Below are 14,931 nucleotides of genomic sequence, written 5' to 3'. Positions count from 1 at the left end.
GAACTTGCAGCCGCTAGGCGTAGAGCGCCAGCGCCATCTAACGTGTTCATTTGCAGGCTCCGATCTGCATTCGAGGCCGCGGGCCGCTAACCCGCTGGTCTCATGGCTTGTCCGACTGCGCTAACAGTCGACTTGCTGTTCTGACGGTCCCCTGGCTGCGCTAACAGCCGGGGGATCGTTCACGTTTGGTGAGAACTCCCATCTCTCCCTTCCGAATCTATACCTACTGATTTATAGGTACCGTTATGTGCGCATCGTAACGAGGGGATTGCACAGTGTCTAGTGATGACGACTTTTCTGGTAAGGCTCAGTCTGTGAGCCGTCGAGTTATGCGCGGATTCCAGCCTGATCAACTGGAGAAAGCCCGCCGATCTGCTGGTGTATCGCAGCGCGAACTCGCGCGCCTGGCGCGACTCAATGCCGACACGATTAGGCGATGGGAACTTGGCGACTCGTCGCCGCAGGTTGATTTGCTCGCCCGTGTCACCGCCGCGATTGGGGTGTCCATTTCCGACCTCGTCAAGGTTCCGGAGGGTGACCGCTACCCTGGCGATTGGCGGATTCTGCGAGGGCTTACCCAGCCACAGCTCGGCGCCGCTGCCGGCGTCACCACCCAAATCGTTGGAAGTGTCGAACGAGGCGAGATTTCGCTGTCTGACAACATGGCAAGGAAGCTCTCTGCAGCGCTTCAAATCCCTGAAAGCGAACTGCGGGCGAGCTACGAGCGGGTACGAACCCGCCCCGCCGGCACTCCCGCGTAGCCCTCGGGCGCCGCGGATGCTAAGAGAACGGTTCCAGTCGCACTGGACGTGGGTGTTGGCGTCCGTGGTGGTGCAGTAAGCAAAGTGAGTAATCATTCGACCTTCTCGCGAGCATGACGAAAAGCCCCTTCGAGGAGGGGCTTTCTGCGTGCTGCGCGGGCAACGCGAAAAGGTCGCGCCGCAACCTCGGGTGAGGTGCGCTGACGTCGGCCGACCGGGCACGTGCCGGAGGGGGCATCGCGCAGTCAGTCCGCTTGGCGAACTCTATGTCGAACCAACGTCGGAGGGGATATTACATAGCTTCCTCGGATTGGTGGTCGCGCCATGCCGTGAGGATGTAGTTGCGATGCCAGGTGGCTTGGGCGACAGCGAGAGCCAAGAGACTTCCAGGTGCGACGAAGACACGCCAGTTGACCCAGGTGTCCGTGGACATTGTGTAGGCGACGACGATATTGACGGCGCCGACCGCGACCAGTGCCACGAACCAACTCCAGCTCAGGAAGCGCCAGACAGCGTCCGGTGCGCTCACCCATCGTCCGATGATGACACGCACCGGGTCACGCTTCGCGACCATCAGCGACGTCAGGAAAGCGCCGGCGATTAGCCAGTACACCCCTGTGGGACGCCACTTTATGAAGGTCTCGTTGTGGAACAGCAGAGTCGAACCGCCTAGGACGAGCACAAGGCATAGACCGATCCACTGCAGTTTGTCGACCCGTTGGCGTCGGGCCAGCGTCACGATGATCTCGCCGACGACGCCGGCCATGACCACGACCGTCGCCGCGAAGATTCCGGAGGTCTTGTAGATAGCCATGAACGCAACAACCAACGCGGCGTTGTAAAACACTCTCCACACGAGCTTTGTCCTCCGAAAGATTTTCTCCGTCAGGAGGTTTCGTCAGGGATGGTTTCGATCTCGGGGGAGATCACCGCCACACCGATCGAGTCGCTGACGAGGGGATCGAGAAGGAAGCCCCGGAATTCGGCCTTCAGCCAGCCGCCACCGCCCCGTCGTGCCCGCACCGTGCCGGAGACCGGCCCCTTACGCACCTGCTGGACCCACTCGATGATCTTCGGCCAGTCTTCCTCATGGAGCGCGAAGGTCTGTCCGGTGCTCACGCCGTGTCCGAGGCCGGGAACGTGCTCGGTCACCCACTTCAGCCAGTACGGGTACTGGTACGACAGATCCCCGACCGCGATGTACATCCCCGATGTCGATGCCAACATCGTCGACAACCACGCGTCGAGCATCGCTTCGTGGACAAGGGCTTCGTCGGTGCCCGCGTCCCAGCAGATCCCGCGCACACGTCTACCCGCCGGGCCCTCCACACACCGCTCGGCGTAGCGCAGCTCCCGGGTGACGTCGGTCTCAGCCCGGATGGTGAACGTGCCGTCGAAGGTGTCATCGACCCGGCAGTCTCGAATTTGGCGCACATGCCGCAACGTGTCGGACAGGCGGGCCGAACGGGTGTAGAGATCTGCAGGACCGAAAACCGATCGATCCTGATGCCGGGCGGACATCCCGATGAGCTCGATAGCTCCGGGGTCCAACTGCAGCTGCGGTGGGGGCGGGTTGTCCTCCGAGCTCAGAACCCACTCCCATGCCCCGACATTGGGGCGGTCCGGCGGGTTCTTCTTCGGGTCACCGCTCCAGATCTGAACTGCTACGACCACGCTCTTGTCGGGAGTCAGGATGGGGTGGGCTGCCCCGACCGGGCCCAGGGCGTCGGCGACCTTGCCCTCGAACGACTCGATCTTGAGCTCGCGATCGGCGATGCACGTACGGATCAACCCCAGGACAGCGGTGCGGGCAGGTCCACGAAAGACATTGCCGATCTTTCGCCAGTCGCGGTGCTTGGGGCCTTCGGCGACGACATGGTGCTCGTCACCGGTGCCGACGAAGACCGTCGTCCATTCGCGGATCGGGTGGGTGGGTTCGGCGGGGGCGCGCACGAGGGCATCAACTGTCATCGGTTTATCCGTTTCTCCCGTACTGGCTTTCGGGTGGTCAGGTCAGGTTTACTGGCATCTCAGTGGGGCCGTGAGTGCGCCACGTATGTCGCCGGTCGAGTGTTTCCCATGGCTTCACCAGGGACAGGCCCGGGTGGCGTTGGAACAGGCGGCGAGTAGCGATGTCGAGCTGCATCACGGCGAGATCGGCGCCGAGACAGTAATGAGGTCCGCGGCCGAAGGCCAGGTCCGGGCGCTCGCCGCGGGCGGGGTCGTTGGTCGCCGCGCGCAGGGAGAGATACAGAGGACTGCCGGCGGGGATGCGAATGCCGCCGACGGTGATGTCGTCAATCGGGAATCGCCGTATCGCATAGGACCCGGGCGCGGCGTCGAGGACAAGCTGCGCCACCCGGGCGCGCCAGAGCTGGTCGTCGTCGATTTCGACGAGTAGTTGGTCTCGATCGAGTCCGGCGAGAATGCCGATGGCGTTGGCGATCTGGTAGACGGAGTTCTCGAATCCGGCGAGAAACGTCAGGAACGCCAGGGAGATGAGTTCCTCTTCGGTCAGGCGGTCTTCGGCGTCGCGGGCGGTGATCCAATCGGTGATGACGTCGTCACCGGGTGATTTCCGTTTGGCCGCGATCACACGCATGAGTACGAGAACGATCGTGGTCATGGCCGGGATGCGAGGGTCGTCCGCGGTGGGTTCGCCAGGATTCATTGCCATCACGGTCGCCGCGGCGGTACGGAACTCGTCGGCGTCCGTATCGGTCACGCCGAGGATCTCGGCGATGATGTCAGCAGGCAGGGGAGAGGCGTAGGCGGGAAAGAGGTCGACAACACCGGTTTCGTTCGGGTCGAGGTCGTTCAGGAGTCCGTCGGCACGGGCGGTCACCATCTGCCTCACCGCTCCGATTCGTCGCCGTGAGAACGCGGGCGCTGCCAGAGCGCGGACCCGGCGGTGATCGTCAGGGACCATATTGAGCAGGTTGCGGGCCAGTGCTGGTGGTAGGGGAAGACCTGGGCTGCCTGATGGGCCGCCGGGCCGGACATTGACGATTCCGGGGTCAGCGAGCAGTCGAGAGACGTCGTCGTACCGGGTGATGATCCAGACGCGCAGTCCGTCGGCGTCGGTGGCCTCGACAACTGGGCCGGCGGCGCGAAGGTGCGCATGCAAGCGATCGGCCTCTGCGACACTCAGGCCGGGCGCAAACGGATCGAGCACCAGGTTCCCTTCTGTGATGTGGCAAATACCTCAGGACGAAGATACCGGTTGACCGGGATTCTGCATTGCTCCGGCGGCTAGGGTGCGCTACGTGAGTGCTCAGGTCGACACCGTACTGGATGAAAACGTGCACAAGGCGGATGCCGCCGACCGTCGGGGTTGGAGGAGATCCGCAGTGGTCTGCACTCTCCTCGCGCTCGGCTCGTGCCTGCTCGCCGTCGCTGTCTTGGTTCCCACCTACGGTGCCGCCAGGTTGAAGGTCATCCCGCTCGATGTGCAATCGGCGACAGTGTCGGTTGCGGAAGACGCGGCGGTGCTCAAGGCCACCTCGGTGGCTATGAAAGGTCCGCTGAAGACCGACCGGGGTGTCCCGCTGCGGATTCAGGTGTACGTGACGACAGAGGATCCAGTTTCGGCCGCTTCGACAACTCTGCAGGCGGCGCAGAAGACGGTCCGGACCGACTGGGGCGAGGGGTTGGGCCTGGTCTCGGCAATGGTCGATCGCGTCACGATCGACCGACGATCAGGCATGCCTCTCGCCGAGCCCGTCCCGACGACTCAAGCCGAGCAGGGCAAGCCCCCGACGGAGACGCCTCGCGCCGGAATTCAGTACAAGTTTCCGTTCGACGTCGAGAAGGTCAGCTACCCGTACTACGACGGGACGGCACGGGAGACGCATCCGATCGAGTACGTAGACGACGATCGCGTGGTCGACGGCATGCGGCTGTATCACTTTCAGCAGACGATCGGCCCTGTGAACCTTGGGAAATCGATTGGCAGTGTCGCGACGACGACCTTGCCCGCTGAAAAGTGGGGGCTACCTGGCACGGAGCCGACAACGATGGATCTGCACTACTCCACGACGCGCGATGTGTGGGTCGAGCCTGCATCTGGTGCGATCGTTGCTGTGGAGGAGCAGCCGAGGCGATGGCTGGCGCGGTCGGTTGACGACCCGAATGCTGTGACCACGCTGGAAGCGCACACCCACTTCGACGACGAAACGATCAACGGCCTTGCCCAACAAGCGAAGGACGCCCGTACCGCGATCCTGTGGGGAACCCGCTATGGGCCCGCCCTCGGTGCCGTGGTCGGCATCGTGTTGGTGGGGACCGCAATCATCCTCGCGCGCCGCTGGTCACGAATGAATCCCAAAACTTCTGTCTAGCAGGTGAAAAGATAATCACCGGATTCCGAGAAGAGACCTGGCCTGGCACCCACCCCCGTTCACATCAAACGGCGGACAGGACGCCGGGCCAGGCCTCATCATCTACTCCTCGCGACTGCGTCAGCAGCGGTGAACTGGAGAGAGATCAATGTCGTTGACTGGCGCAAACGACACGTCCCCATTCGTTGTTCTTGTTACTGCGAACCGCGCAGTTCGGCGTACGCGGCCTGGGCCTTGGGTAGGGCGGCGGCGTACTCGGTGCCGGCGGTCTCGCCCTTTTTGTAGAAGTGTTCCTTCTCGTTGTAGCCGCGGGGGTCTGCGAGCTGGACGGACAGGGCGTAGGCAGCCGGGTCGTCGGCGCTGACCGTGACGGTGGCGGCGTTGTCCATGAATGTGTTGGTGGCGGCGACGACTATCTCAGCGGAGTCGGCCGGAAGGTTGTACGCGAGCCGCCAGCCGAAGATGTCCCGGACGTCCGTTGCTGGCGGGGACATCCGCAGTCCGGATTGCCAGCCCGTCTCGGCTTCGCTGGAAACGAGAGCAGCGATCGCCTGTTCTCGTGTGCCGCCGCGTTCCTCCACTGTCTCGACGATCGCCCTCGATGAGTTGTGCAGCCGGTTGGCGATGAACTCGTCGGTGCCGAACACAGACACCGTCGTGGGCGCTATCGGTGCGCTGGTGGGGGTGGCGGTGGCGGTGGTCGACTCATCTCTGCTGCACGCGGTCAGGCCGACGGCGAGAACAGCGGTGATCAGTGCTGCGGCAACGGTCTTGCGGGTCACGGGCCCTCCGGGTCAGTAGCGTATGTCGTCGATGAGCCAACGGCCGCCCTCGCGGACGACCCGGACCCACACGGTGGTGTCAGGTTCGACCGTATCGGTGTTGCTGCCGGCGATCGCGGTCTGCTTGATGGTGGCCACGCGCTGGACGACGGTGTCGGTGTCCTCGGGGCAGCCGGAGCATCCGATACTGACGTCTGCGATGACCTTGGCGTGCTGCTGTGCCCACTCGTCCCACTGCACACCTGGCCCGCGCTCGGTGCGGGCGTCGATGATCATGCGGTCGGCGAGCTTGCCGGTCAGCCAGTTTCGGGCCCGCCCGTATGCGTCGTTCTGGTTGGTGTCGGTGGCCGGGTACCAGGTGAACGCCACGGTCAGGCCCTGTTGGGCGGCCTCTTCAGCGTCGCGGGAGGCAGTCGGCGGCTCGGTCGTATCGACATCGGCCGGCGTCGCGGCCGGCGTGGTCGTGGGCGCGCTGGTGGTCGTCGACGCCGCCACGCTCGCCGAGTCCTCGCCATCGTTGGTTCGGGAGAGATACATGTACGCCAGGAATCCGATGACAGCGACCACCAGAACCACGACGACGAGCCTTCGTGCCCTCACATCATCCTCCGTCCCAATGGCCGAATTTGGCCTTTTACCAGGATAAATGACACATCCTTCCTGCTCCGAATGGGTGGCTGTAGGTTCTTCCTTCTTTTCGGCCTGGTCGTGGCTGGCCTGGGCTGATGGTGTGGTTTCCCATGGGTTCTTCGCTCCAGGTTTCTCATCGTTTATTCGCCTTCTCGGCCTGCCGAGGCGCGGAGGCGCGGAGTCCGTCGGGACGAGCCGGTAGTTGGTGCGGCGCAGGCCGAGTCCGCGTCCGTCCGGGGCTCCGGCGCGTCATGACGAACGGGCCGCAGATACGCCTCCGGATTCTCACCGATCGGCCGGAAGCGAAAGGCCGGCGAAAACTATGTGAGAACGGCGAAATGAATTTTGAGAACCTACAAGTGGCGGAGATGGCCCGTCCCTACAACACGCGGCGAGCCTTCATCCCTGCCTGGAGTGGAGCTTCCTTGACGACATCGCCCTGCGTGGGGGCGTGGATCATCTGGCCGGTGCCGGAATAGACACCCACGTGTCCTGGCCCGTTCGGCCCCCAGCTGCCGAAGACCAGGTCGCCGGGCTTGGCCTGGTCGATCGGGATCTCGATGCCGACACCCCACTGTTGCTCGGAGGTGCGGGGGAGGGAGACCTTGCCTGCGCTAGCCGCGTGCACGGCGTACGAGGTCAGACCTGAGCAGTCGAACCCACCGCCGGAGGGTCCGCCGGTTCCGCCGCCACCCCACACATACGGGGTGCCGAGGTATTCGCGAGCGGCCGTGACGACTTGGCTGCTGTCACCGGAAGTGCTCGGGATGAATCGGCCGCGGGCATTGGGATTGGTGAACCCTGTGCGGGCCTGCATGATCTTGGGGACGTAATTCTCGGTCTGGGCGAAGGGCGGGATACCGCCGTACTGCTGCACGGCGCCGGGACCGGCATTGTAGGCGGCAAGTGTCAGCTCGATGGGGTCGCCCTTGGCCTGGCCGCTGGCGATGTAGCCGGAAACGTCCTGGTACAGGGCGCACATGAAATGCGCCTGCGACATCACCGCGTCACCGATGGAGTTCGGGTCGGCCTTCCCGTCCTCGTCGTAGTCCTTACCCCATGTTGCCCAGGTGCCGGGCATGAACTGTGCGGGACCCATTGCTCCGGTGTCCGACACCGGGGCATGGGGGCCGTGCCGGAATCCGTTCTCCTGCTGGAGCTGTGCGGCGAGCAACGGAGGGTCGATCTCCGGGCAGACACTGCCGGCGCGGCGTAGCCACGGCTCGAACTCGGCCGGCACGATCCCGAATGCCAGCTCGCCGCCGCCGGCCATGCCGAAGCCAGAGCAGTCAGCCGTCGACCGGGATACGGCCACGAGTTGGATGGGACTATTGCTGGCGGTGTCGGGGTCGCCTCCGCCGGTGCCGTTCTGCTCGGCGATGTCGGGTAGGACGGTGACGGGGTCGAGGGCTGTTCCGCCCTGCAGCCGGCCGCCCTGCCAGTACTCGAAGTGCAGGTGCGGGCCCGTCGATCCGCCGGCGTTGCCGATGTCGGCGATGTGGTCGCCGGCCTTGACCTGCTGGCCTGGTTTGATGTGAATTCCATCGGCGAACATGTGGCCGTAGACCGTGCTCACGGGCTTGCCGTCGACGTTCGAGTCGATGACCACCCAGTTCTCGAACCCGACCCCGGGCCCTTCGCCGGAGTCCCCGGCTTTGACGACGTTGCCGTCGAGCGCGGCGAGGATCTTTGTGCCGACCGGCCCGGCAAGGTCCACGCCTTGGTGCTGGGCTCCCCAGCGCTCACCGAATCCGGAAGTGAACGTGGTGGTCCCAGGTTCGACCGGTAGGCGAATTGGTCCTGACACGGTCAGCGTCAGATCCTCGGCGATCGACCCCGCGCTGTTGGCGCTGTCGGAGGTGACGGTCCGGCACGGATCTCTCGGGATGACTGGTGCGCCCAGTGAACATGCCGATGTCCCGATGATGATGCCGATGGCGCCGGTGAGCAGCAGCGCCCGCTGGGCGCCGCCGATGTTCACCTTCCTCCGGGGATCGGGGTGTCGAGTTCCGGGATCGGGATCGGACCGGGAATCGGTGTCGGGTCGTTGCCTCGGCTCGGGCCGGTTGCCGGTTCGTCGAGATCGAACATCGGCTGCGGCGTCGTTGACAGGCTCGACGTCGATGTCGGCTGCGGCGGTGTCATTTCGGCCGCGGTGGTGGTCGGTGTCGTCGATGTGAGTGGTGTCGCAGTGGTGGTCGCCCGGGCCATCGTCTCGACCTCGGAGAGGTCGAGGGTCGGTAGGGGAGTGTCAACCACCCACCGCTTCCCACCGTTGACCTCGTCGACAGTGAGCGTGATCCGCAGATCTCCGGCCTGGGTCGGAACGGTCACCCGCGCGGTCCGCTCGCCGTCGGGCCCGTCGGTGAGCGTGCTGACCGTGGGGCCGGTGATGACCACCGGGGTCCGCGGCCGGGCCGCTACGACGTGCTCTCCCGGCATGTCGGCGGTGTGGCGGCCGATGGTGCTGGCCCACATCGCATCCGACGGTGTGGTGTCGACGAAGGCGTGCGCGTACGCCATTGCGGTGGCAGGCGCGCTGGATGCGGCCCAGGCTGTGGTCTTGGCGGCGACCAGGGACTCGCTCACTTCGTCGAGGTCGTAGCTGATCGTCTCCGCGAGCGTGACTGATTCGACGGTGGTTTCGGCCTGGTGGGCGACTGCCCGCGGCGGAGGGTTCTCTCCGAAGGCCGCGCCGGCGGCGAACAGCAACGCCACTGTGCCGGCCACCGTGATCGCCAGGTGGGTGCGGGAGTAGAGCACCCATCGGCGAATCGGTGCGAGGACAGGGTTGGGTCCAGATGACGACATCAGATGTACCGGTCCTCAGGTGTCGTGCGGGCCGGGGCGGCGGCGTTCCACACCTTCGCGTTCGGCGGCGCCTTCGCCGGTGATCGGTGCGGCGTGGACGCGGTGGCGTGATGTGCCCCTCGCCGGCCGCTGGTGGGGGTGTAGACCTTCATCGGCGCGATGGCCGAGCGGTCACCGCCGTCCCACCGCTGCCCGACGCTGGCGGTCAGCAGTTCCTTGCGGGCCCGGCGTTCCTGGACGAGGTTGTCGGCCTCGTCCTGGTCGAACCTTTTCCACGCCGCGGCGCCGGACCTGACCGCGCGATCGGCGTCCTTGCCGTCGACCCCGCCCTTGCCGCGGCCGATGTCGCGGCTGGCCACGGCAGCGATCCCCGCGATACGTGCATCGCGCTCGACCGCGGCGTCGGACGCCTGGCCCAGGCGTGCGGACCGGCCCAGCCCCTGCGCTTTGCGGGCATCCGCCCGCGACTGCGTGAGCGCCTGCTGGCGACGGTTGCCCAGTGCGCGACCCTCGGGCCGAGTGACCGTGGTCGCCGCGTCGTGGTCCTCCTGTCCGTCGCGTCCACGACGGGCGAAGCGCTCGGTGGCCTTTTCCGTGATCGCCTGCGCCGGCCCGCCGACCGCGAAGCTCGCAGCGTCGAATGCCTTGCGTTTGATGGACTTCTTGGCGCTTCGGGCTTTGCGGTTGACCATGCTCGCGCTGTTTTGTGTGAAGGTCTGGCTCATCCGTTTGAACGGCCGCATGATCGCCCAGCACACGACGGTCAGCAGCACCATGAACCACAGTCGCCAGGAGCCGTCGACGGCCCCGTTCGAGTTGACGTAGAGCTGGACCAGCGCCATCAGGTAGAGCGCGACGATCACCGAGCCGGCCACGCCCCACATGTAGGCCGAGGCGAGCATGCGCATCACCCGGGCCAGCCACCCGCCGTAGGCGATCGCGACCGGAATCCAGATCGGGGCGAACAGGACCGCGAACCGGATCGCCAGCAGCGCGGTCAGCTTCAGCAGGGACGCGCCGATCCACAGCAGCGAGGGCATGGCCAGCTTGATCATGCCCATGAAGCCGGTAGAGGTGCGGCCGGAGTCCTTGCCCTGGAACTGGTAGTAGGAGAGCTGGTATTCCGTCTCCAGCTTGGAGACGATGTCGCGGAACTGGTCGGCCTTCTCCTCGGCGAGCTGCGCCTGTGCCTTCGGATCGTCCTTCACCGTGTTCTGCTGGTCATAGCTGAACGCCAGCGCATCCCGCAGCTTCGGACCGAGTTGGTCCTTGTCCTCGGGGTCGTAGTTTTGGCCGAACCAGCCCTTGCGCCAGTCGTCGAGGAAGACCTTGTCGATCAGCACGTTTCGAGGGTCGGTGCTGCCGCCGGCGAGCGTGCCTCCGTCGTCGCCGAACTGCACCGCGAAAATCTGGTCCTGCGTCTCGGTGATCAGCGACCCGAACGTCTCGTCAGCCACCTGGAGCGCCTTCTGCGGAGCCCCGACCATCAACGCCCCGAGCGCGAGCCCAGCGGCGGCGATCGCCGCGGTCTTCGTGACTCCGGCTGTGTCAGCTTTCAGGGCTTTCCACAGGATCATCGCGGCCACGACGACCAGGCCGATGCCGACCCATTGCCCGTAGAGGCCCCGCATGCCTTCGGTGATGGAGAAGATGATCTGGTCGAACTTCTCCAGCGCGGGCGTCACCCCGGCCGCGGTGGCGTGTTGGCCGGTCTTGGTCTGGTCGTCGAGCCAGAACGCGGCGGCCGCCATCGATTTGCCGATGGTCAAGAACGTGTTGCCGAGGGTGGTGTCGCCGACCGCACCCGGTGCCTTGACCAGGTCCGCGCCGCAGCCGAGGTCGTAGGTGTGCCACTTGAGCCCGGCCCACCCGTAGGTCTGATAGCCGGTGCCGCCGGTGGTCGGCCGGTCGGCGCTGGTCGAGTCGAAGGTGGTCTCGATGACTTCGTTCGGGAACTCCGGTGGCGGGACGTCCTGGCAGTCGAACCCGCCGGCCGCCGCGACAGCACCACCGAGTCCGATCAGCGACACCGCGGCCAGCATCAGCACCACCAGAACACGCCCTACGAGCCCCGTACGCCACCCGAAACGGCGCGGGGAAGGGGAATGGCCGATCCGTGCGGCTTTGGGCCGCAGCGGGCTCATGTCGCACCCCCGATCGTCGCGCGGGTTGCTCGCGAGTCCAGGGCGTCGAACACGTGGGCCAGGTGCACGTAGTGCGTCCAGTCCGAACGGATCAGCTCGATGTCGTCGGCCATCTTCACGATGAACCGGCGGGCCTGGTCCAGGTGTTCGGTGTTCGTGTCCTCGTCGAGGGTGTCCTCCCCGCCGCCGCCGAGGCCGGCCAGTAGTGACTCGTAGCCCTCGCCGAGCGGAAGGTTCAGCAGCTTGAGCGCGCCCTCGATCGCGTGGGCGTTGCCGCCGAGGTCACCGATAATCACCTCGTACGTCAGCGCGGACTTGTCGTCGGTGCCGTCGACGCCGAGGTAGTCGTCTGGCAGTTGCGAGCAGACCAGCGCGCGAACCTTGTACTTGCGGCTGTCGCGGGCGATCCGCAGGTTCAGGGTGCGTCCGGCGCCGGTCTGCTCGAGGTATTTGTTCTCGTCGAGAAAGAGCACCTTGCGTTCGTAACGCGGCAGCTCGTAGACGAGCCGGTTCGCCATCCACGCCGCCATATGCATCAGCGGGCCGGCCATCCGCTGCTGCGGGGTCCACTGCGCCGGGTCGGTGCCCTCGGGGGGTAGTTGCAGGCCCGGCATCGTCAGGACCGTCAGGCGCACGTTGCGGTCTACGTCCTCGCCGTCGCCGATCGTTCCCTCCTCCGGGAAGAGCACGCGAGCCTCGGAGAGCTGGGACATCATCGCCAGGTCCTGGTGGATGGACCGTGCGCAGGAAATCAGGTCAATGTTGCTCTCGTCCTTGCCTTCGCCGATCGCGGCGATGGCGGCGAGGACTTCGCTCAGGTTGTGGCGGCGGTCGCCGCCGACCATGTTCGCCGCGGTCTGTAGAACCGTCTCGGTCCATTGATGTTCGAGGCGCGAGGGTGTGAGCATCATCTTCAGCACCGACACCGCCACCGAGATCCGCTCCGCCTCCGCGGCTCGCAGATCCGCCTCGTACTGCGACTGCGCCGCGGCGACCGGATCGGCGTCGTCGGTGTAGTCGGGATTGGACGGGTCGTACTCCGGGTCGTCGGGGCGGGGGTCGACGATCACTCGGTAGGGGTTGAGTGAACCCGGACGAGAGGTGCGACCGGTCAGCGCCTGCACTTCGGCGATACCCCGGAACTCGGGTAGCTGCGCAAGCTTCTTCAGCGGCCCCGAGGGGTCGAGCACCACACCGCAGGCGCCCGCACGCACCGCCTGGTAGACGAGCATGCCGGCGAGGAATGTCTTACCCGAGCCGGGCACCGCGACGATCGGCGTCAGACCGGACTTGTGCTTCTTCTCGTGCGCGGCGAACAGATCCCATACCGCGGGCCGCGGAGCGATCGACGCGGTCTGCCCGACCACGACGCCGGTGCGGTCACCGATCCGGTCACCGACCGCGGCCATGCCAGCCGACAGCGCCTCGACGTTCATCCGCCGGCAGTGCGCGATGTTCGCCAGTGGCTCACCCGGGATGAACTCGCGCAGCAGCTGGTACTGGCCGTGCTCGGGTTCCAGGCGAATCCGCGGCGCGTACATCTCCTGCAACAACGCAACCTTCTCCTTCGCCTCCTCCGGCGACGAACCGACGACGAGGACGCGGTACCAGCCCTGGGTGCGTACCGATAGGCCCGAGTGGTCCTCCTCGATGTCGGAGATCACCCGTTGGGCGAGTGCGTGCTGTTCGGCCAGTTCCTGCGGCGGGACCTGGTCGTGTTCGACGGTGTAGTGGTCGAACTGGGCCTCGATCTTCGACGTCAACCGGCGCAGGCTACGCAGCGTCTGCCCCTTCGTCTTGAGCGAGATGCGCTCGGACCATTCGAGGGGTTCGCCTGACGGATCACCGATCACCTGCCACGGCAGCATCTTCTCCGGGATCGGCAGCGGTGCCATACGCCCGACTGTCAGAACGATCGCGTAGCCGGTGTAGTCCCTGCCGCCGACCTGCCCGCGCACCGTGGTGTAGCCGTCGCCAGGAGTCAGCTCGAGATTGGTGAGGTCCTCGAGTGTGGCGACATCGGATTCCTCCCAGTCGCCGGCACCGGAGATCACACCGTCCGCATCCAGCGGCAGCCCAAGCGTCGCAGAGCGCAGCAACAGGTAATCCATCTGGCCTGGAGTTGCAGGTTTAGCGTTCACACCCTGACCGGACAGGTGCCGCTCGATCGTGGAGAGGTGATCGGCGATCGCTCTCTGCTCGTAGAGAAATGCATCGCGCGCCCACTTGCGCCACAGCTGAGCGAACCTGCCCAGCAGTGGCCAGTCGACGACAGGAACCAGCCACTGCCCGACCGTGTCGAGCCCCTGCGCGAGCACCGAGCGCGGCGGCAGCTCCACGCCCCAATAGCGGCCCTTCTGCGTCGGGTTGCCCCACAACATCGCGTGCTGTTGCCCGCGCAGGTAATCCGCCCACGACAACGCACCCGGCACGTCCGGAATCGGATCGGCCCACCCGTCATGCGCCTGCGCCCACTGCCGCACCGGCCACGGCGTGCGCACCAACCGCCGGTGCAGCCCCGTCACACCGGCCTCGGCGAGGTTCGCCACAACCAAGCCCTCGTTCTGGATGTAACGGCGCTGCTTGCCGACCGGACGCATGTTCCACGGCCCCGGCGACTGCACGAACCACGCCGTCGACTGCCGGCGCGTGCGAGTGACGTTGCCCTCCACCCCGACCAGCGCGAGACGCACCGCCTTGCGTTCGCGGTCCGCGCGCTTCTTCGCCGCCGCGGCCTGCCTGGTGAACTCCGCCTCCGGGTCGCCGCGGCGGCCGCGCTTCTTTCCGCGCCGCTTACCTTTCGCGGTGGGTTCTGGCTCCGCGTCAGGTGCGGGGGAGGGGACCGCGACCGGTGCGGGGGCTGCGATGTTGCTGTTCGGAGCCTGTGACCAAGCCAATTCCTGGGCCAGGGCCGGCGTGGCGGCCGATCGGTTCGCCGCCATCGCCGCCGCCCACGACGGTGGCAACGCACCGGGCGGAACGATGACCGGCTCGGGCTCGTCGAAGTTCGGATCGAACAGTGCGGCGATCTCGTTGTCGGGCTGCAAAGTCATCGGGAGGACTCACCTTCGATCGGCGTGACGGCATGCGCGCTGCCGGCAGCGCGGGAAATGGCGGGAATGCGGAGCACGACGGTCTGGCCGGGCTTCGGTGGGCGCGGTGCGTTCAGGTCGTTCCACGCAGCCCGGATCACCGCCCGGACCGGGCGGTCGGCGTTAACGAACTTCGTCACCCGCGCGGTGAGCACGACGGTGATGACCACCATCACGACGAGGGACTTGAAACCCAGCGGCACGTGCACGATGCCGCGGGCGATGACGAAGACGGTGACCATGAATGCGGCCCCGAGCCCGAGCGCCGCGTACCGAATCCGGACGGGCAGGGTGAACCCGGTTGGGCCGAGGTAGTGCTGATCCACCCGGTGCAGCAGGTCGTCGTTGTCGATCACAGTCGGCTCCCTTCG

Annotated in this window: 12 protein-coding genes; 2 read left to right on the top strand and 10 right to left on the bottom strand. The window is 66.0% G+C overall.

Annotated features, from left to right (window positions below; genetic code table 11):
* The first annotated feature begins 329 nt into the window (after window positions 1-329).
* A complete protein-coding gene (locus tag JWS14_RS46785) occupies window positions 330-761 on the top strand; it encodes a helix-turn-helix domain-containing protein (RefSeq protein WP_043827433.1) in 432 nt (143 codons plus the stop codon).
* Window positions 762-1,053: 292 nt separating this feature from the next.
* Here the strand turns inward: JWS14_RS46785 and JWS14_RS46780 are convergent, their stop codons facing one another.
* The 3 genes from JWS14_RS46780 to JWS14_RS46770 are packed head-to-tail and all read right to left on the bottom strand — an operon-like array spanning window position 1,054 to window position 3,936.
* The gene (locus JWS14_RS46780; protein WP_241031874.1) at window positions 1,054-1,608 is read right to left on the bottom strand and encodes an inner membrane-spanning protein YciB; all 555 of its coding nucleotides are present in this window, start codon (window positions 1,606-1,608) and stop codon (window positions 1,054-1,056) included.
* Window positions 1,609-1,646: 38 nt separating this feature from the next.
* Complete coding sequence (locus tag JWS14_RS46775) at window positions 1,647-2,732, bottom strand: GAF domain-containing protein (RefSeq protein ID WP_206017022.1); 1,086 nt, start codon at window positions 2,730-2,732, stop codon at window positions 1,647-1,649.
* Between the two features lie 37 nt (window positions 2,733-2,769).
* A complete protein-coding gene (locus JWS14_RS46770; protein WP_206017021.1) occupies window positions 2,770-3,936 on the bottom strand; it encodes a cytochrome P450 family protein in 1,167 nt (388 codons plus the stop codon).
* 91 nt (window positions 3,937-4,027) lie between these two features.
* Here JWS14_RS46770 and pgfA point away from each other — a divergent pair, with 91 nt between their 5' ends.
* Window positions 4,028-5,101, top strand: a complete 1,074-nt coding sequence (gene pgfA, locus JWS14_RS46765; protein ID WP_241031873.1) for a cell envelope lipid trafficking protein PgfA — start codon at window positions 4,028-4,030, stop codon at window positions 5,099-5,101.
* Window positions 5,102-5,295: 194 nt separating this feature from the next.
* Here pgfA and JWS14_RS46760 read toward each other — a convergent pair whose 3' ends face one another.
* From JWS14_RS46760 to JWS14_RS46730, 7 genes are all read right to left on the bottom strand, one after another.
* Window positions 5,296-5,883: a hypothetical protein gene (locus JWS14_RS46760; protein ID WP_206017019.1), complete on the bottom strand. Its 588-nt coding sequence runs from the start codon at window positions 5,881-5,883 to the stop codon at window positions 5,296-5,298.
* Window positions 5,884-5,895: 12 nt separating this feature from the next.
* The gene (locus tag JWS14_RS46755) at window positions 5,896-6,483 is read right to left on the bottom strand and encodes a hypothetical protein (protein WP_241031872.1); all 588 of its coding nucleotides are present in this window, start codon (window positions 6,481-6,483) and stop codon (window positions 5,896-5,898) included.
* Between the two features lie 409 nt (window positions 6,484-6,892).
* Window positions 6,893-8,494 (bottom strand): peptidoglycan DD-metalloendopeptidase family protein, encoded by a 1,602-nt coding sequence (locus JWS14_RS46750; protein ID WP_206017018.1) that lies wholly within the window; start codon window positions 8,492-8,494, stop codon window positions 6,893-6,895.
* Complete coding sequence (locus JWS14_RS46745; protein ID WP_206017017.1) at window positions 8,491-9,324, bottom strand: hypothetical protein; 834 nt, start codon at window positions 9,322-9,324, stop codon at window positions 8,491-8,493. Before JWS14_RS46745 ends, JWS14_RS46750 begins: the two co-directional genes overlap by 4 nt.
* Complete coding sequence (locus JWS14_RS46740; RefSeq protein ID WP_206017016.1) at window positions 9,324-11,468, bottom strand: hypothetical protein; 2,145 nt, start codon at window positions 11,466-11,468, stop codon at window positions 9,324-9,326. Before JWS14_RS46740 ends, JWS14_RS46745 begins: the two co-directional genes overlap by 1 nt.
* Entirely contained in the window at window positions 11,465-14,521 is a 3,057-nt protein-coding gene (locus JWS14_RS46735) for an ATP-binding protein (RefSeq protein WP_206017015.1), read from the bottom strand. Before JWS14_RS46735 ends, JWS14_RS46740 begins: the two co-directional genes overlap by 4 nt.
* Window positions 14,518-14,916: a hypothetical protein gene (locus tag JWS14_RS46730; protein ID WP_012687085.1), complete on the bottom strand. Its 399-nt coding sequence runs from the start codon at window positions 14,914-14,916 to the stop codon at window positions 14,518-14,520. The genes JWS14_RS46735 and JWS14_RS46730 overlap by 4 nt, the downstream gene beginning before the upstream one ends.
* Between the last annotated feature and the right edge of the window lie 15 nt (window positions 14,917-14,931).

It is taken from the genome of Rhodococcus koreensis, assembly GCF_017068375.1.
Classification (GTDB): Bacteria; Actinomycetota; Actinomycetes; order Mycobacteriales; family Mycobacteriaceae; genus Rhodococcus_F; species Rhodococcus_F koreensis.
The sequence above is the reverse complement of the archived record's forward strand: the minus strand, read 5'-3'. Positions and strand labels throughout refer to the sequence as shown.